Here is an 18,372-nt window from a genome sequence, read left to right on the forward strand (position 1 = left end):
AGCTATATTTTTATCATTACCCGCCCTTTTAAAAAATAAACTTTTTATCAGAGAAAAATTTTTATCGTTTGTAAATAGTAATCTCATATTGGTATCATATAAATAGAACATGATATTTACATTCAACGAGGAGTGCGATCTTATGAACATGGATTTTAATTTATTTATGAACGATGTCGTGAGACAAGCTAGAAAAGAGATTGTTGGAGCAGGGTATACAGAATTAACTACTCCAGAAGCAGTGGAAGAAGCTTTATCAAAGACTGGAACTACACTAGTGATGGTTAACTCTGTTTGTGGATGTGCAGGAGGAATTGCTAGACCAGCTGCTGCTCATTCATTGCATTTTGATAAAGTTCCAAACCAGCTAGTAACTATATTTGCTGGACAAGATAAAGAAGCGACAGAGAAAGCACGAAGCTATTTTACTGGTTATCCACCATCATCTCCATCATTTGCATTATTAAAGGATGGAAAGATTTTAACGATGATAGAGCGACATGAAATCGAAGGTCACGAGCCAATGGCTGTTGTTCAAAAGCTACAAAACGCATTTGAAGAGTATTGTGAAGAAGTGTAAACCTCAGGGAACTGGGGTTTTTTCCTTTTTTCTTAAGGCTCTTTTTGTAAACTTTGTTGTTTTTGACAAATAGACATTGTGCTTTTTACGAAAGTGCACGGAGCTACGGTGTACAATGTGGGAAAACAAACTCCCAATACAAAAACAGTCTTTCTTAAACAGTTTGATGAAACTCGATGTCATTAACTATAATAAGCTTGTAGTAAGTTTGTCTGTAAAAATTCAGGTAAAACTAGGAGACATTAAATGCAATTTCGAATCGGCTATCGAACATTAAAAACAGCCCTTGGGACAGCTATTGCAATCATGTTGGCACATAGCGTTCAACTTGAACATTACGTGTCAGCTGGGATTATCGCAATTCTGTGTATACAAGTAACTAAGAAGAAGTCACTGCGTGCATCCTGGGATCGATTTCTCGCCTGTATTCTAGGTATGTTATTCTCTGTGATATTTTTTGAATTGATCGGCTATCATCCAATTGTAATCGGACTTTTATTAGTATTGTTTATTCCTACCGTAGTGTTTTTTAAAGCTAGTGATGGGATTGTCACCAGTTGTGTCATTATTCTACATGTTTATTCAAATGGAAATGTTACAACAGAACTACTACTTAATGAGTTATGGTTAATTTTAATTGGGATTGGTGTCGCACTCGTTATGAATTTATATATGCCAAGCCTAGAGAATAAATTAGGTAATGCACAAGTGAAAATCGAACATAATTTTAAAAGAATTTTCGAGGAAATCGCCGTTTATCTAAATACGGGTGAAAGCGATTGGGATGGAAGGGAGCTTACGGAGACTGCCAACCTGATCGATGAAGCAAAAACACTTGCTTTTAGAGATGTTGAAAATCACTTTTTACGGAATGAAAATCTTTTTTACCATTATTTTAAGATGCGCGAGAAGCAATTTGAAATCCTAGAACGAGTTCTACCTTTAGTAACATCCATCACTTTAACGGTTGAACAAGGAAAGATGATTGCTAATTTTATTCAGGAACTGTCAGAGAATATAAATCCAGGAAATACGGCATTTGTTTACTTAGAAAAGCTCCTAAGTATGAAATCTGATTTTGAAAATATGGAGCTTCCGAAAACTCGTGAGGAATTTGAGGCAAGAGCAGCATTACTACATTTTGTTAAAGAGATGGAACATTACTTGATTTTAAAAAGTTCATTCAAAGGAATGAAGAAACAGGAAAAATTGAATACATTAATAAAAGTCGAAGAACAATAAAGAAAATACTGGTTTGTTTCAGTCCTTTTTGCCATTTCGCTCTAGAAATTTGGACAGGTAGGTGATCCAATGATGTTTAAGCTCATTTCTTCTTTCTTGCTTGCTTTTACAATATCACCCATTTGGCCATTGGGCCCGAATCCATTACCAGGTGATCCATTCGTCATTGTGAACAAGCTGTCGAATGAAGTGGCTTTTATCGATGACAACCGCGTTCAGACTGTTATTAGTGTAGCAACAGGAAAAACAGAGGATTTAACCCCAGAAGGTTTGTTCACCATTACTGTAAAAGCAAAAAATCCTTATTATCGGAAAAAGGATATCCCAGGTGGAGATCCGAAAAATCCACTAGGAACTAGGTGGATTGGATTCAATGCAGGTGATACAGATGGAAGAATCTATGGAATACATGGTACAAATGATCCAAAGTCTATAGGCAAAAACGTTTCGCAAGGCTGCATACGTATGCAAAATGAGGCAATAGAATCATTATTTGATTACATTCCAATTGGATCCAAAATCCTTGTGGTATCTTCAAAGAAAAGCTATGAGGAGATGGGGATTCAGTATGGAGCCATTGAAGACAATTAAATAAGATATTAGCCTGAATTCATATGAACTCAGGCTTTTTCATGTCTATCTGAAAAGTATCTACCAGTCAATTAGAAGAACATTGATATTCCCATTAAAAGTGTTGATGCTAGCATAGCGAAGATCATTAAATAAACGACTATCTTTCTAGTTTTTCTATTATTCATCTTGAAAGTTTCCCTCCTAAAAAGAACAGATTTCTCTCCTCTATTTTACTAGCATATTGCAAATTGAACAACCGCTCGAAATTTGAAGGATTTTCGACATATATATAGAATATTTATAAGTATGGATATAGTGTGAAATTCACTTCCGTTAATTGGAAATAAACAATTTGAAAACGCTTTAAAAATGATCAGATAATGTGGAGGGAAAACGGTGATCAAAAAAGTTGACCATATTGGAATTGCAGTAAAATCACTAAATGATGCCTTACCATTTTACACAGATATATTAAAATTGGAACTACAGGGCATAGAGGAAGTTGATAGTGAGAAAGTAAAAGTTGCATTCCTTAAAATTAATGAAACAAAAATTGAACTGTTAGAGCCTACGAGTGAGGATAGCCCAATTTGGACGTTTATTGAAAAGCGTGGAGAAGGAATACATCATATCGCACTTGGAGTTGATTCTATTCAGGATCGAATAGAAGAGATGAAACAAAATGGGATCAGAATGATTCATGATCAACCCAAAACAGGTGCAGGTGGAGCGCTTGTTGCGTTTATGCATCCGAAATCAACCGGTAGTGTATTATATGAATTATGTGAAAAGAAAGGGAAGGTAGAATAGAATGGCTGACATCTATGAGAAAATTAATGAACTTTATGACCGCCGAAGAGAAATTGAACTTGGTGGCGGAGATGAGAGAATTGAAAAGCAACATGAAAAAGGTAAGTTAACGGCAAGAGAAAGAATAGAGCTATTAGTAGATCCTGGTTCTTTCGTAGAATTAAATCCTTTTATTGAACATCGCTCTCGTGACTTTGGATTAGAAAATCAAAAGGGTCCTGGCGACGGTGTCGTTACAGGGTACGGAAAAGTAAATGGTCGACCAATCTATTTATTTTCACAGGACTTCACTGTTTTTGGTGGAGCACTTGGTGAAATGCATGCAAATAAAATTGCGAATGTTATGGACTTAGCAGCTAAAAATGGAGCTCCTTTTGTTGGTCTAAACGATTCAGGTGGTGCGCGTATTCAAGAAGGAGTTGTTTCCCTCGATGGTTACGGAAAGATCTTCTACCGCAACTCTATTTATTCTGGTGTGATTCCACAAATTTCTGTTATTATGGGACCATGTGCAGGTGGGGCTGTATATTCACCCGCTATCACAGACTTTGTTTTCATGGTAGAGAAAACAAGCCAAATGTTTATTACAGGTCCTAAGGTAATTGAAACAGTTACAGGGGAGAAAATCTCAGCAGAAGACTTAGGAGGAGCAAAAGTACATAACACGATTAGTGGAAACGCTCACTTCAAAGGCTCAACAGAAGAGGAAGTAATTGAACAAGTACGACTACTGCTCAGTTACTTACCACAAAACAATGAAGAAAAGCCTCCTCGTAATGAGCAAGATACTGAGGATGATTATCGTCCTGAATTAACGGATGCCATCCCATTTGATGCGATTCGTCCTTATGATGTAAGGAATGTAATTAATCAAGTTGTTGATGAGGGTTCTTTCTTAGAGGTACAACAAGATTTTGCAAGAAACATAGTTGTTGGATTAGCAAGAGTCAAAGGTGAGACTGTCGGTCTAGTTTGTAACCAACCAAAAGTAATGGCGGGTGGTCTTGATATAGACTCATCAGACAAAGCTGCAAGATTCATCCGTTTCTGTGACTCTTTCAATATTCCAATTATTACTTTTGAAGATGTTACAGGCTTTTTCCCAGGAGTAAAGCAGGAGCATGGGGGCATCATACGTCATGGTGCAAAGATCTTATATGCATACTCTGAAGCAACAGTACCAAAGTTGACGATTATTTTAAGAAAAGCATATGGTGGAGCTTACGTTGCACTCAATAGTAAATCCATTGGAGCAGATCTTGTGTTTGCTTGGCCAAATGCAGAAATTGCCGTAATGGGTCCTCAAGGTGCTGCAAATATTATCTTTGCAAGAGAAATAGCAGGCAGCGAAGATCCTGAAGCAACAAGAGCACAGAAAATCGAAGAATATAGAGAAAAGTTTGCAAATCCATATGTTGCAGCTAGCATGGGAATGGTCGATGATGTAATCGATCCGAGGGAAACAAGAATTAAAATCATTCAATCCCTAGAGATGTTACGCAATAAAAAGGAATCAAGACCGTATAAAAAACACGGAAACATTCCTTTGTAATTGGGTTTATTGTTTGCGGTTCTAAACGCTTTATCGATATACTAGTCAAGTGAGCAACAACTTAGTGGAGGTAATTACTACATGATTAATGAAGAAAGATTATTAAACGAATTTCTAGAGCTTGTTCAGATTGATTCTGAAACAAAATTTGAAGCTGAAATTGCAAAAGTCTTAAAACAAAAATTCATGGACTTAGGTGTGGATGTATTTGAAGACGACACAACGGCCCAAACTGGTCACGGAGCAGGTAACTTAATTTGTACACTTCAAGGTACAAAAGAAGGCGTAGATACGATTTATTTTACCTCTCATATGGATACAGTTGTACCTGGAAAAGGGATTAAACCATCTATTCAAGATGGATATGTCGTAACAGACGGAACGACGATTTTAGGAGCAGATGACAAAGCTGGGTTAGCAGTCATGCTTGAAGTAGTTCGTGTTCTTAAAGAACAAAACATTCCACACGGTACAATCCAATTCATTATCACAGTTGGTGAGGAATCAGGATTAGTTGGAGCGAAAGCCTTAGATTCATCTCTAGTAAAAGCTAAGTTTGGCTATGCGCTTGATAGTGATGGAAAAGTAGGGAACATCATTGTGGCTGCACCTACTCAAGCAAAAGTTAAGGCAAGAATCCTTGGGAAAACTGCTCATGCTGGTGTTGCACCTGAAAAAGGTGTTTCGGCGATAACAATGGCAGCAAAAGCAATTGCAAGGATGCCATTAGGCCGTATTGATGAGGAAACAACAGCGAATATCGGCCGTTTTGAAGGTGGTCAACAGACGAATATTGTATGCGATCTTGTAGACATTTTAGCGGAGGCTCGTTCACTTGTACCAGAGAAAATGGAAGAACAAGTCCGCAAAATGAAAGAGGCGTTCGAAGCTGTTGCAGAAGAAATGGGCGGAAAAGCTGAGGTAGACGTTCAAGTCATGTATCCTGGCTTTAAGTACGGTGAAGGCGATCATGTTGTAGAAGTGGCTCGTAAAGCAGCATCTAAAATTGGACGTAGCTCTGAATTACAAAAAAGTGGCGGTGGCAGTGATGCAAACGTCATTGCAGGCTTCGGAATTCCGACTGTTAACTTAGCGGTAGGATATGAAGAAATTCATACAACAAACGAGCGTATGCCAATCGAAGAACTAAATAAATTGGCTGAAATGGTCGTTGCTATTGTAGAAGAAGTAGCTAATTAATAGATTACTGTTTAGAAAGGAGAATCCGAGTAGGGTTCTCCTCTTTTAGTGCAATTGACTCAAATAATCCCACCTTGAATTTATTTTTGAAAAAAGTGAGCTACCTCATAGACAAAACTTATAGGAAATTAGTAATATGAAGATAGTATAAAGTGTTCGTATTTTTGTTAGGGGGCTATAATGTGACAGAAATGAACAAGGTGGTCGTATTTCAAGTAGGTAGCGAAGAGTATGCTATTCCGATTAATTATGTAATCTCGATTGAGAGAATTGAGGGAATTACTCCTATTCCACATTTACCATCATACGTAAAAGGAATCGGAAAAGTAAGAGGAGAGCTTATCCCAGCAATTGATTTTCAAAAGATCCTGTATGATCAATTTATTGCAGAGAATGAATCAACACGTTTAATCGTTTTAAAAACAGATGAGCTATCAATCGGTGTTTTTGTAAATGATGCAAAAGAAATTATCGATATTCCTGCAAGTCAACTCAAACAATTAGGATTAGTAGCTTATGATAAAACAAGTTACTTTACTGGAGTTGCTAACCTCGATTCCCGTCTAATTACTATTATTAATCCTTCATTACTAGTGAAATCTTTAGAGGGAATAAGAGAAATTCAAGAATTTATGAATAACGAAAAGGAGAGTAGCTTATAAAGCTGCTCTTCTTTTGTGTGGACATTACTACCCGTCCCCACACTATCCTACGCATTGGATGATTTTTTTTGATAAAATAAATAACATCATATAAAGGGAAGTGTCGGCATGATGGAAATGTATCCACGGGGAGGAAGAGTCATTTTACATGTTGATATGAATAGTTTTTATGCATCAGTTGAAGCGGCATATGATTCATCCTTAAAGGGGAAGCCTCTAGCTATTGCCGGGAATGTGGAGGAGCGACGTGGTATTATTGTTACATGTAGCTATGAAGCTAGAAAATTTGGTGTCAAGACAGCTATGCCTTTATGGGAAGCAAAAAAACTTTGTCCAGAGTTAATCGTCAAGAAACCCAATTTTGAACGCTATCGTGCTGCATCTATCGGGATGTTCGAAATACTAAGACAGTACTCCGAACTTGTTGAGCCTGTTTCGATTGATGAAGGGTATTTGGATATTACTGAGAGTACTGGTTTTGAATCTCCTATGAAACTGGTCGAAACGATTCAGAAGAGGATACTAGAGCAGCTAGACTTACCTTGTAGTATCGGTGTTGCACCGAATAAATTTTTAGCCAAAATGGCTTCTAATATGAAAAAGCCGATGGGTATAACGATTTTAAGAAAAAGAGATATTAAAAATGTGTTGTGGCCAATGGATATTGAACAGATGCATGGGGTTGGGAGTAAAACAGCTGAGAAATTGCGAAATTTGAACATCCATAAAATTGGTGACCTAGCTAATGGAAATGAAGTACAAATCCGTTCTTTGCTTGGGATTAATGGTACTCGTTTAATAGAAAGGGCGAATGGAGTTGACCTTAGGAGGGTTGATCCTGACGCAGTCTCTGATTTTAAAAGTATCGGAAACTCTACAACTTTGCCGAAGGATACTACCAATCAACTTGAACTTTTTCGAGTAATAGAAAAACTTTCTGAAAAGGTCTCCGTTAGGCTGAAAAACAAACAAGTACTTGCAACTACAATTTCAATAACCATCAGGTATAAAGATAGAAAAACATTCACTAGAAGTAAAAAACTTGAGAATCCCTTAAGTGGAAAAGAAGAGATTGCAGAATTCTCTAAGAAACTTTTTCTAAAGCATTGGACCGGAGATGCTGTTCGCCTACTTGGAATTACTGGAACGGACCTTGTTGAACAAAAAGAGGCTGTTAAACAACTTGATCTATTTTCTTTTGAAAAGGATGCTAAAAAAGAACCTCTCATAAACGCGATGCAAAAATTAAGGGAAAAATATGGAGACAGTATTATCGAACACGCTAACAATCGTCCATTGAAAAAAGAAAATCACACTATTGGAACCGATACAAGCTTTAACAAAGACTTTCTACGCAATTTCAATGATAAAGAAAAGTAGCGAAGTATGATGCACGATCATTTTACAAACAATAAAATAGTTACTATTAAGAGGGATATTCATTCTTGCTCTTTTTGCAGAATCTTGCTAAAGTATAGTGGATTCTCTTAGAGAAAGGTAATTATAGGTTAGAAGGGAAGTAAAGAAATGTCAAAACAACAATTTGGTGTGATTGGTTTAGCAGTAATGGGGAAAAACCTTGCGATGAACATTGAGAGCAGAGGTTATTCTGTATCTGTATACAACCGTTCACGTGAAAAAACAGATGAAATGCTTCAAGAAGTAGAAGGAAGAAACTTCGTAGGTACATATACAATTGAAGAATTCGTTGATTCATTAGAAAAGCCACGTAAGATCATGCTTATGGTTAAAGCGGGTGGACCAACCGATGCTACAATTGAACAGCTTAAACCACATCTTGAAAAAGGTGATATTCTAATTGACGGTGGAAATACGTTGTTTACAGATACACAACGTCGAAATAAAGAACTAAGTGAACTTGGTCTTCACTTTATCGGTACGGGTGTATCAGGCGGTGAAGAGGGGGCTTTAAAAGGGCCATCTATTATGCCTGGTGGACAAAAAGAAGCTTACGAGCTAGTGGCTCCCATTTTTAAAGATATCTCTGCAAAAGTAGACGGAGAGCCTTGTACGACATATATTGGTCCGGACGGTGCAGGACATTACGTGAAGATGGTCCATAATGGTATTGAATATGGAGATATGCAGTTAATTTCAGAGTCATATTTTCTATTAAAGAATGTATTAGGCTTATCAGCAGACGAGCTTCATGAAGTGTTTGCAGAATGGAATAAAGGAGAGCTTGACAGCTACCTAATTGAAATTACTGCTGACATTTTCACGAAAAAAGATGATGAAACAGGAAAACCTCTTGTAGATGTCATCTTAGATACTGCTGGTCAAAAAGGAACTGGTAAGTGGACAAGCCAAAGTGCACTAGACTTAGGTGTACCTCTCCCAATTATTACAGAATCAGTATTTGCACGCTTCATCTCTGCTATGAAAGACGAGCGTGTTCATGCAAGTAAAGTACTAAGCGGACCAAATGTTCAAGATTTTAAAGGTGACAAAGCAAGCTTCGTTGAATCTGTTCGTAAAGCATTATATATGAGTAAAATCTGCTCATACGCACAAGGATTTGCTCAAATGAGAGCTGCTTCTCATGAATATGGTTGGGATCTTAACTATGGGGAAATCGCGATGATTTTCCGTGGTGGATGCATCATCCGTGCTCAATTCCTACAAAAAATCAAAGAGGCTTATGATGCAGAGCCAGGTCTAAACAACCTACTTCTTGATCCGTACTTCAAAGAAATCGTTGAAAGCTACCAATATGCACTTCGTGAAATTATTGGTGTTGCTGTACAAAACGGAATCCCAGTACCATGCTTCTCAGCAGCGTTATCATACTATGATAGCTACCGTACGGAAACTTTACCAGCGAATTTACTTCAAGCTCAAAGAGATTATTTTGGTGCTCACACATACCAGCGCACTGATAAAGAAGGAACATTCCATACAAATTGGATGGAATAAAAAAATGAGACTGCTACCGATTGTAGCAGTCTCATTTTTATTGTATTTTATTGTTTAACACTTTTCTACATCTAAATCAGTAACCGGCCACCAGAAGTATCCGTCTTTTTCTAGGAGTTCATCTGCTGCTTTAGGTCCCATTGTACCAGATGCATAGTTAGGGAAATTCTTTTCAACTGTACTTTCCCATACCTCTGAAATTTTATCCGTAAAGCTCCAAGAAAGAGCAACCTCATCCCAATGGGTAAAGTTTGTAGCATCTCCTCGCATACAATCATATAGAAGCTTCTCGTATGCTTCCGGTGTATTAATCCCATCAATTCCTTTATTCGCAAAATTTAATTTCACTGGGGTCGCTTCCATACTTTGTCCAGCTTTTTTAGCGTTTAAATGAAGCGTTATTCCTTCTTCAGGTTGAATATGAATGACTAACAGATTTGGATTTAAAGTCTGTTCTGTTTGATAGTATAAGTTCATAGGAATATCTTTAAATTGTATAACAATTTTAGTAGACTTCGCTGCCATTCTCTTTCCAGTACGAATATAAATCGGAACACCTGCCCAGCGGAAATTATCTATCAGTAATTTTCCAGCAACATAGGTCTCTGTGTTTGAATCTGGTTCAACCATTTGTTCTTCGCGATATGCTGGAGCAGATTCGCTTGTGATGCTTCCACTATCGTATTGACCACGCACAAAATAGTCTTTAACCTCTTCTCCTGAGATGGGGCGAAGAGCTCTTAATACTTTTACTTTTTCCGACCGAATTTCATCCGTATTCAAACGAATAGGTGGTTCCATTGCCAATAGTGCAACCATTTGAAGCATATGATTCTGCACCATATCTCTTAATGCTCCACTTTTTTCGTAATAACGCCCTCTTTCTTCTACTCCAAGTACTTCACTTGAGGTAACTTGAATGTTAGCGATATAACGATTGTTCCAAAGGGGCTCGAAGATGGCATTGGCAAAGCGAATGACCTCGATATTTTGCACCATTTCTTTTCCTAAATAGTGGTCGATACGGTAAATTTCATCTTCTGCGAAAGCGGTACGAAGTTGAGTGTTTAATTCTTTTGCAGACTCTAGATTGTGTCCAAAAGGCTTTTCAATCACAAGTCGTTTAAAGCCGTTCACATTCGTTAGTCCGTCTTCTTTTAAATGAAGTGCAATGGTTCCAAAAAATTCTGGAGCCATCGCTAAATAGAAAATGCGATTTCCATCTAGTTGATAGTGAGAATCCAATTGTTCAGCCAGTTTGTTTAATGAAGCATATGAATCAGAATCTGTTACATCATGTGAGTGATAATAAAAATGAGAAGAAAACTCTTCAATTCGATCCTCTTTGTCTATAGCAGTACTCACTGATTTTTTAACATTGTCTTGAAACTCGTCATTGGTCAGCGGTCTTCTTGCAACACCAATAACGGCAAAGTGCTCTGAAAGATTCCCTTTTTCAAAAAGCCTATAAAGGGATGGAAAAAGCTTTCTTTTTGCTAAATCTCCTGTTGCTCCAAATATCATGATTAATGCAGTCGGCTTTCCGTTCTGTTTCACGATTTAAGAACCTCTCTTTAACTAAATTCACAAAAAATTATGTAATAATCTAAATAAAATCTATCGTTAGACGAGTCTTAAAAAAACATACCCATACAAATACAAAATTTTAGCTGTTTCGCCATAAATAAGCAAATAAAATTTACCTATTTATAAACTTTTTCTAATTAACCTCTCAGTTGGAAAATCCGTCCATGGTTATTAAACAACTTTATCCAGTACTAATATTATTCTTATCTAAATACGGCTAACTATCCAACATCCCTAATAAATAGGTAGATATAAAAATTATGAATTAATATTATAAAAATATTTCATAAAATGATTGTGTAGCCATTATGAGTGTAGTATGATGAAGGTGGATATAGCAGTTTTGTTTTAATTAAGGGAGGGGCTCTAATGAATGCTATTGAGGTTAAAAATCTTACAAAAACTTATGGAAGTAGCAGGGGAATATCTAATGTAAGTTTTACCGTTAAACAAGGTGAAATCTTTGGCTTTATAGGTCCGAATGGAGCAGGTAAATCAACTACGATTCGAACATTGCTCTCTTTAATATATCCTACGAGTGGTAGTGCCACTATTTTCGGTAAAGACTGTATTAAGTTTGCTCCTGAAATCAAAAAAGAAATTGGATACTTACCGTCGGAAGTATTTTATTATGACAATATGAAAGTTATTGACCTCCTAAAGTACTCTGCGAGCTTTTATAAAAAGGACTGTAGCAATCGAATAAAAGAATTAGCTGAAATCATGAACTTAGATTTAAATAAAAAAATTGATGATCTGTCACTCGGGAATAAAAAGAAGGTAGGAATTGTTCAGGGGTTACTTCATGAGCCGAAACTAATTATTTTAGATGAACCAACAAGTGGGTTAGATCCGCTCATGCAACAGAAATTCTTTGACTTGTTAAAAGAAGAGAATAGAAAAGGGGCAACCATTCTTTTTTCCTCCCATATTCTAAGTGAGGTACAGCGATTATGTGATCGTGTTGCGATTATTAAAGAGGGAGAAATCGTCACGCTCGAGAAAATAAGTACGCTAAAGGAAAACAACTATAAGAAGTTCAAGGTTGAAACTGTTAGTGAAATGGACAAAAACCACTTTAATATTAATGGTGTAAACGATTTAGAGCAGAAAGGGCATACCATTAGCTTCTTATTTAAAGGAAATGTTAATTCCGTTATGAGTAAAATAGCAGATATTGAGATTACGAATATATGGGTAGAAGAGCCTGATTTAGAGGAAATATTTATGCATTACTATGAAAAGGAGGACTAGTAGCAATGAACATGTTTCTCCATGAATTAAAGGCTTATAAAAAGTTTACATTTATCTGGACAGCTTCCATCTTACTACTTGTTATCCTTTTGCTTTCCATGTTTCCTTCTTTTGCAAAAGAAGCAGAGGAAGTTAAAAAACTATTAGAAGGATTGCCAGAGGCATTAAGAAAAGCAGTAGGCCTAGAAGTAGAGAGCATCACATCCATGTTAGGGTTTTATTCATATGTGTTTTTCTACGTAACACTTTGCGGGGCTATACAGGCTATGAATTTAGGCACATCTATTGTTTCAAAGGAAGTTCGTGAAAAGACAGCAGATTTTCTATTAACAAAACCTGTTACTCGTCATCAAGTCGTGTCGTCAAAAATCCTAGCAGGCCTTTCATCACTTTTAATCACAAATATTGCATTCATACTAATATCAACATCAACTGCCATTCTAGTAAAAACAGACGATTTTAGCACGAATATTTTCATACTGATATCATTAACATTGTTCTTTATCCAATTAATTTTTTTCTTCCTAGGAATATTGGTTTCCGTCTTGGCAAGAAAAATAAAAGCTGTTCTCCCAATATCTCTGAGTACGGTGTTTGCGTTATTCTTTATAGGGATGTTTGCTTCTACAACTAACGATGAAAAAATACGGTTTATAACGCCCTTTAAATACTTTGAACCATCTTATATTATTAAAAACTCTTCGTACGAATGGCCCTTCGTTTTCTTAGGACTAGGATTTATCGTCGTTGCTATTGGCGTTAGCTATTGGGTATATATAAAAAAGGATATTCACGCTGTATAAAATTGCTTATTATTTGCCCCCTAAAGGAGGGAGATGGATGAATCTATTTTTTAGAGAATTGAGAGCTCATAGGAAATCACTCATTCTTTGGTCAATCGGCGTTGTATTTATGGTTGCAGGGGGAATGAGTAAATATGGAGGGCTTGAGACAACTGGGCAATCCATGAATGACCTAATGGCAAGTATGCCAAAAGTATTACAGTCCATTATGGGAACTGGCTCCTTGGATTTATCAACTGTAAGTGGGTATTATGGAGTTTTATTCTTATATTTAATTGTCATGACAACTATTCATGCAGCTATGCTTGGAGCAAACATTGTTTCAAAAGAAGAGCGGGATAAGACGGCTGAATTTTTATTATCTAAGCCTATTTCACGAGGCAGAGTGATTACTTCTAAAGTAGCAGCTTCACTTGTAAATATTACGCTGATAAACGTAATCACTTTGCTTACTTCTTTGGTGGTGGTTCAATATTACAATGATGGGGAGAGTATTACCCCTGATATTATCCAATTAATGATTGGAATGTTTATCCTACAGCTTATGTTCATGTTCATTGGTACCGCGATTGCAAGTGTTTATAAGAACTCAAAAGCCGCTACTTCCCTGTCCACCGGAATCTTATTGTTTACATTTTTATTATCTGTAGTGATCGACATGAACAGTAAAATTGAGGGTTTAAAGTACTTTACCCCATTTAAGTATTTTGAAGCGAAACACTTGTTAAGTGGAGGTAGCTTTGAAGTAGTTTATGTTTTATTATCCCTTCTTGTAATCGTATCTTCAATTGCAGTAACCTATGTGTTTTACCAAAAGAGAGATTTAAGTGTTTAATCAATACTTGATTGAAACTCTTGAGGGAAAAACGTTATGATAATAGTAATATTCTTCCGATGTCTAACAGGCATCGGATTTGTCTTGATAGGAGCTGTGTAATATGGAAGTATTTTTTCTCGGAACAGGGGCAGGGATTCCCGCAAAGCTACGAAATGTCACCTCGATAGCTTTAAAGCTATTAGAAGAAAGAGGGTCGATTTGGCTTTTCGATTGTGGAGAGGCTACCCAGCATCAGATTTTACATACATCGATTAAGCCAAGAAGGATTGAGAAGATTTTTATTACCCACTTACATGGAGATCACATATATGGACTACCTGGCTTGTTATCGAGCCGCTCTTTCCAAGCCGGAGAAACGGAAGTAACATTGTACGGGCCAAAAGGATTAAAGGATTATATTGAAATCAGTTTATCTGTGAGCCAGACATACTTAAAATATCCCTTACATGTTGTTGAAATAGAGGAAGGAACCATTTTTGAAGATGATCAGTTTGTCGTGGAAGCTAGGTTATTAGAACATGGAATTCCTTCGTGGGGATTTCGTGTGGTGGAGAAGGACCGTCCTGGCACTCTACTTGTTGAGAAGCTTCAAGAGGAGGGGATACCACCCGGCCCTATCTATAAGAAAATTAAGGACAGGCAAGATGTGGTTCTTGATGATGGAACAACTATTGAGTCCGGACGTTTCCGTGGGCCTGATCAAAAAGGAAGAGTTGTTACGATATTAGGGGATACGAGAATTTGTGAACCTTCAGTTATGCTAGCTAGAGAAGCTGATTTATTAATACATGAAGCGACCTTTTCAATGGGAGAGGAAAGCTTGGCATATGAATATTTTCATTCGACCACAACCCAGGCTGCGAAAGTAGCTTTTGAAGCCAACGTAAAGAAATTATGTTTGACCCATATTAGCTCAAGATATGAACGTACGGCGTGGCAAAGTCTAGCAGAGGAAGCACAAACGATCTTTCCTAATGTGATTGTGGCAGAGGATTTTATGGAGGTCGTGGTTCCTGTTAATAAATAGCATCTCTCCAGAGTGCTGTTTTGGTGACAATTTTTAATTTAAATCGCGAAAAAATAAATATAATCGCTAAAAATCAAATTATAACCGCGAAAGCTATAAATAACCAAAAAAGAGGGCCACGGTAGCCCTCTTTTTTTACCAACCTCTATCGTATTGTACTGGGCTTTCCAACTTGTACCCAAGTTCTTTCGCTGCTGTTCGTGGCCAGTAAGGATCTCTTAACAGCTCTCGCGCAATAAAAATTAAGTCAGCGCGATCATTTTGAAGGATTTCTTCCCCTTGTAGGCCTGAAGTAATCAATCCAACAGCACCCGTCGGAATAGAAGCTCCATGCTTAATTTTTTCTGCAAAAGTAACCTGATATCCAGGGTATGTAGGAATATGTGCTGGTACAACCGCTCCAGAGCTCACATCCACTAAGTCTACTCCTTGTTCCTTCATCCACTGGCTCATCGTGACATAGTCTTCAACATTCAATCCTTCTTCATGGTAGTCAGATGCTGAAACCCTAACCAATAGAGGACCATCCCATACTTTTTTAATCCCATCAATAATCTCGCGAAGAAAACGATAGCGGTTTTCTTGTGATCCGCCATATTCATCTTCCCGTCTATTTGTCAGTGGGGATAAAAATTCATTCACTAAGTACCCATGAGCACCATGAATCTCAATTACATCAAAGCCAGCCTTCTTTGCACGTTCTGCTCCTTTTACAAACGCAGCAACCGTTGCTTTGACTTCATCTAAAGTCATTTCCTTAGGCGTCTTATATTTGTCATTAAAAGCAATCGCTGATGGTGCAATAATTTCTCCTTCTACCGTTGCTTTTCTTCCTGCATGGGCTAGCTGGATTCCAGTCTTTGCACCATACTCCTTTATAAGAGTAGTTAATTGCTGTAAACCTTCGATATGATCATCGTCCCAAATTCCTAAGTCTTGTGGGGAAATACGGCCCTGAGGGGTAACAGCAGTTGCTTCTTGAATAATTAATCCTACTTGACCGACGGCACGGCTAACATAGTGTGTTAAATGGAAGTTTTCGACCTTTCCATCTTCTTTATGAGAAGAATACATACACATTGGAGCCATTACAATTCGATTTTTAAACGTAACATCTTTGATTGTGTATGGTGAAAATAACTTTGGTTGCATAGAAAATCCTCCTTATTTCGTTATCCTAAATATGATTAGTATAACAGGCGACTTTGAAAATGAGAAAAAAGATGCTTAATAGGATCAATCGAACTTCAGTAATCTTTTTAAGACTGTTTTTTCAAATCTTTAAGACGGTATTTCGTTCCTCTCCATACAATACCGCCTCTTTTAAAGGTTAAAAAACTAGCTCTGATAATGGCGTATATAAAGAGAAGGGCTGTTAAGGGAAAAGCTAAAAATAATACTGGTGAAAAGGTTGTCATTCTTTTCACAATCAAAATATATAGACTAGCCAATAAGATAACATTCCCTAGGCTTAACCAAAAGATGACTAAGTTTGGAGAAAATAAAGTTAAAAAGGGGAGTACTTGAGAAAAAAATGTACCTAGAATGGCAAAGAACACCATACTCCATCGATAGTGCAATCCCGCAAACGTGTTTTTTTCGAGGCCGACTAGTGCTTCTCGTACATTGCCGTACCATTCTACATCAATTAAACCTAAAGCCGTAACGATTTTCTGATTGAATCCTTTACGCTTCATTACCATCCCTAGCATTAAGTCATCATCCGGACGCATCTTTATCGCTTCATGAGTTCCGAACTTTTCATATGCTTGTTTTGAAATTAAGTTAAAAGCACCTATTCCCATACCTGTTTTAGAGTGTTTTTTGTTAGCTTGCCAAGGTCTTTTATAATATGAAAATCCAAAAAGAAAGAAAGCTACAAAACTTTTTAGCCAAAACCCTTTTCCATTCAAATTAGGTGCTGCAGTTAAATGGTCAAGCTGGTTTCGCTTGAAATAATTGATGGCTTTTTCTATCGCTTCTTCCTTAAACACTACATCTGCATCTGTGAATAGAATTAATTCTCCCGACGCTTTCCTAGCCCCTTTGTAAAGGGCATAATTTTTGCCTAGCCAACCGTCGGGTAAATCGGTAATGTGAATAACCTCTATCCTTGAATCAGAGCATTTACATTCATTCATTACTTCACCAGTCTTATCAGTAGAGCGATCATTTACTAAGATCCATTCTATATTCTTATAGCTTTGTTCTAATTGACTCTTGATGCTTTTAGCGATGTTCTTTTCTTCGTTTCTAGCAGCTACGATGATAGAAAGTTTGGGTCCTTCTTTTAATCCGTTTTCTTCTTCCAACCTATCGAGCTTCTTAAAGCCTAAATATGCATCTAATAAGGCGACGCCCCAAACGAACAAACTTAAACTAAGCAAGATTGTTAGCATCTTTGCACTTCCTTGTTTTTGTAAATCATTTCTGGGAGTTTACTTTACTGCCTTAATTCCGTCAGTTAGTGCTACTCCTAGCCTTTTGGATTGTGAGGTAGCTTCTTTTATGCAATTGATAAAAGCGTGCTGAACATGGTGAGATTCCAATACTTTAATTCCAGCTTCAGTTGTTCCACCCGGACTTGTTACCTCTCTTCTAAGTTGTTCAGGGGTTTTCGTTGTTTTTAATACCATTTCAGCTGCACCTACCAATGTTTGAACAATCAGTTCCTTTGCCATTTCCCTTTCTAGTCCAATCTCAACTGCACTTTTTTCCATTGCTTCAACTAGGTAATAAATATAGGCTGGACCACTTCCTGATAATCCTGTGACTGCATCTAGTTGTTCTTCCTCCACAATTGTAGTTAGCCCAACTGTATCAAACATATTTTTCACTAAGTTTCTTTGATTAGAGGATACATGGTCATTTACGGCGATTGCAGTGGCTGATTTCCCAATTGCTGCCGATGTATTGGGCATAGCTCTAACAACTGATAGTGACTTCTCAGCCAATAGTTCAATACTTTCAATAGACACTCCAGCTAAAACAGACACAATAAGCATTTCTCTTTTTAGATAAGGCTTTATCAACTCAATGGAACTTGCTGCATCCTTTGGCTTCATGGCTAATACAACGATATCTGCTTCCTCTAAAAGCTCAGTTAGTTCATAGGAGGTGCTAACACCGTATCGTTCCTGAAGCTGATTTAACCTCTCTTCATTCCTTCTGTTTGTTACCCAAATTTGCTTTTTATTAATAAATTGATTCTCAACCATTCCGGAAATTAATGCTTCCGCCATGGATCCAGCTCCAATAATTGCTAACTTTTTCATCACTTTTCCTCCCTTGAATTAAAAAAAGTCTG

18 protein-coding genes are annotated in these 18,372 nt (G+C 37.2%); 13 read left to right on the top strand and 5 right to left on the bottom strand.

Annotated features, from left to right (window positions below; genetic code table 11):
* The first annotated feature begins 142 nt into the window (after positions 1-142).
* The 3 genes from ACFYKX_RS18300 to ACFYKX_RS18310 all read left to right on the top strand — a co-directional run bounded on the left by ACFYKX_RS18300 (position 143) and on the right by ACFYKX_RS18310 (position 2,413).
* Positions 143-580, top strand: coding sequence for a BrxA/BrxB family bacilliredoxin (locus ACFYKX_RS18300; protein WP_389362516.1), 438 nt, complete (start codon positions 143-145; stop codon positions 578-580).
* Between the two features lie 246 nt (positions 581-826).
* Positions 827-1,822 carry an aromatic acid exporter family protein gene (locus tag ACFYKX_RS18305; RefSeq protein ID WP_389362517.1) on the top strand — a complete coding sequence of 332 codons (996 nt, stop codon included), beginning with the start codon at positions 827-829 and terminating at the stop codon, positions 1,820-1,822.
* 72 nt (positions 1,823-1,894) lie between these two features.
* Entirely contained in the window at positions 1,895-2,413 is a 519-nt protein-coding gene (locus ACFYKX_RS18310; RefSeq protein ID WP_389362635.1) for a L,D-transpeptidase, read from the top strand.
* A 71-nt stretch (positions 2,414-2,484) separates the two neighbouring features.
* Here the strand turns inward: ACFYKX_RS18310 and prli42 are convergent, their stop codons facing one another.
* Complete coding sequence (prli42, locus tag ACFYKX_RS18315; RefSeq protein WP_389362518.1) at positions 2,485-2,580, bottom strand: stressosome-associated protein Prli42; 96 nt, start codon at positions 2,578-2,580, stop codon at positions 2,485-2,487.
* Positions 2,581-2,791: 211 nt separating this feature from the next.
* Between prli42 and mce the strand changes: the two genes are divergently transcribed.
* The 6 genes from mce (at position 2,792) to gndA (ending at position 9,556) form a co-directional block, all read left to right on the top strand.
* Positions 2,792-3,205, top strand: a complete 414-nt coding sequence (gene mce, locus ACFYKX_RS18320) for a methylmalonyl-CoA epimerase (protein WP_389362519.1) — start codon at positions 2,792-2,794, stop codon at positions 3,203-3,205.
* Position 3,206: 1 nt separating this feature from the next.
* Positions 3,207-4,757 (top strand): acyl-CoA carboxylase subunit beta, encoded by a 1,551-nt coding sequence (locus ACFYKX_RS18325; protein WP_389362520.1) that lies wholly within the window; start codon positions 3,207-3,209, stop codon positions 4,755-4,757.
* Between the two features lie 81 nt (positions 4,758-4,838).
* Positions 4,839-5,957, top strand: a complete 1,119-nt coding sequence (locus ACFYKX_RS18330) for a tripeptidase T (RefSeq protein ID WP_389362521.1) — start codon at positions 4,839-4,841, stop codon at positions 5,955-5,957.
* A gap of 182 nt (positions 5,958-6,139) precedes the next feature.
* Positions 6,140-6,619 (top strand): chemotaxis protein CheW, encoded by a 480-nt coding sequence (locus ACFYKX_RS18335; RefSeq protein WP_389362522.1) that lies wholly within the window; start codon positions 6,140-6,142, stop codon positions 6,617-6,619.
* A gap of 108 nt (positions 6,620-6,727) precedes the next feature.
* Positions 6,728-7,999, top strand: coding sequence for a DNA polymerase IV (locus tag ACFYKX_RS18340; RefSeq protein WP_389362523.1), 1,272 nt, complete (start codon positions 6,728-6,730; stop codon positions 7,997-7,999).
* Between the two features lie 147 nt (positions 8,000-8,146).
* Positions 8,147-9,556, top strand: a complete 1,410-nt coding sequence (gene gndA, locus ACFYKX_RS18345) for an NADP-dependent phosphogluconate dehydrogenase (RefSeq protein WP_389362524.1) — start codon at positions 8,147-8,149, stop codon at positions 9,554-9,556.
* 54 nt (positions 9,557-9,610) lie between these two features.
* Here gndA and zwf read toward each other — a convergent pair whose 3' ends face one another.
* Complete coding sequence (zwf, locus tag ACFYKX_RS18350; RefSeq protein WP_389362636.1) at positions 9,611-11,080, bottom strand: glucose-6-phosphate dehydrogenase; 1,470 nt, start codon at positions 11,078-11,080, stop codon at positions 9,611-9,613.
* A 432-nt stretch (positions 11,081-11,512) separates the two neighbouring features.
* Between zwf and ACFYKX_RS18355 the strand changes: the two genes are divergently transcribed.
* The 4 genes from ACFYKX_RS18355 (at position 11,513) to rnz (ending at position 15,065) form a co-directional block, all read left to right on the top strand.
* On the top strand, positions 11,513-12,397 hold the full coding sequence (locus tag ACFYKX_RS18355; protein ID WP_389362525.1) for an ABC transporter ATP-binding protein: 885 nt from the start codon (positions 11,513-11,515) through the stop codon (positions 12,395-12,397).
* Positions 12,398-12,402: 5 nt separating this feature from the next.
* On the top strand, positions 12,403-13,200 hold the full coding sequence (locus ACFYKX_RS18360; protein WP_389362526.1) for an ABC transporter permease subunit: 798 nt from the start codon (positions 12,403-12,405) through the stop codon (positions 13,198-13,200).
* A 37-nt stretch (positions 13,201-13,237) separates the two neighbouring features.
* On the top strand, positions 13,238-14,035 hold the full coding sequence (locus ACFYKX_RS18365; RefSeq protein ID WP_389362527.1) for an ABC transporter permease subunit: 798 nt from the start codon (positions 13,238-13,240) through the stop codon (positions 14,033-14,035).
* A 103-nt stretch (positions 14,036-14,138) separates the two neighbouring features.
* Complete coding sequence (gene rnz, locus ACFYKX_RS18370) at positions 14,139-15,065, top strand: ribonuclease Z (protein WP_389362528.1); 927 nt, start codon at positions 14,139-14,141, stop codon at positions 15,063-15,065.
* A gap of 135 nt (positions 15,066-15,200) precedes the next feature.
* Here rnz and namA read toward each other — a convergent pair whose 3' ends face one another.
* The 3 genes from namA to proC form a co-directional block, all read right to left on the bottom strand.
* Complete coding sequence (gene namA / locus ACFYKX_RS18375) at positions 15,201-16,217, bottom strand: NADPH dehydrogenase NamA (RefSeq protein WP_389362529.1); 1,017 nt, start codon at positions 16,215-16,217, stop codon at positions 15,201-15,203.
* A gap of 107 nt (positions 16,218-16,324) precedes the next feature.
* The gene (locus ACFYKX_RS18380) at positions 16,325-17,464 is read right to left on the bottom strand and encodes a glycosyltransferase (RefSeq protein WP_389362530.1); all 1,140 of its coding nucleotides are present in this window, start codon (positions 17,462-17,464) and stop codon (positions 16,325-16,327) included.
* Positions 17,465-17,503: 39 nt separating this feature from the next.
* Positions 17,504-18,340 (bottom strand): pyrroline-5-carboxylate reductase, encoded by an 837-nt coding sequence (proC, locus tag ACFYKX_RS18385; RefSeq protein ID WP_389362531.1) that lies wholly within the window; start codon positions 18,338-18,340, stop codon positions 17,504-17,506.
* Between the last annotated feature and the right edge of the window lie 32 nt (positions 18,341-18,372).

This window comes from Cytobacillus spartinae (assembly GCF_042865285.1).
In the GTDB taxonomy this organism is placed as follows: domain Bacteria; phylum Bacillota; class Bacilli; order Bacillales; family Cytobacillaceae; genus Robertmurraya_A; species Robertmurraya_A spartinae.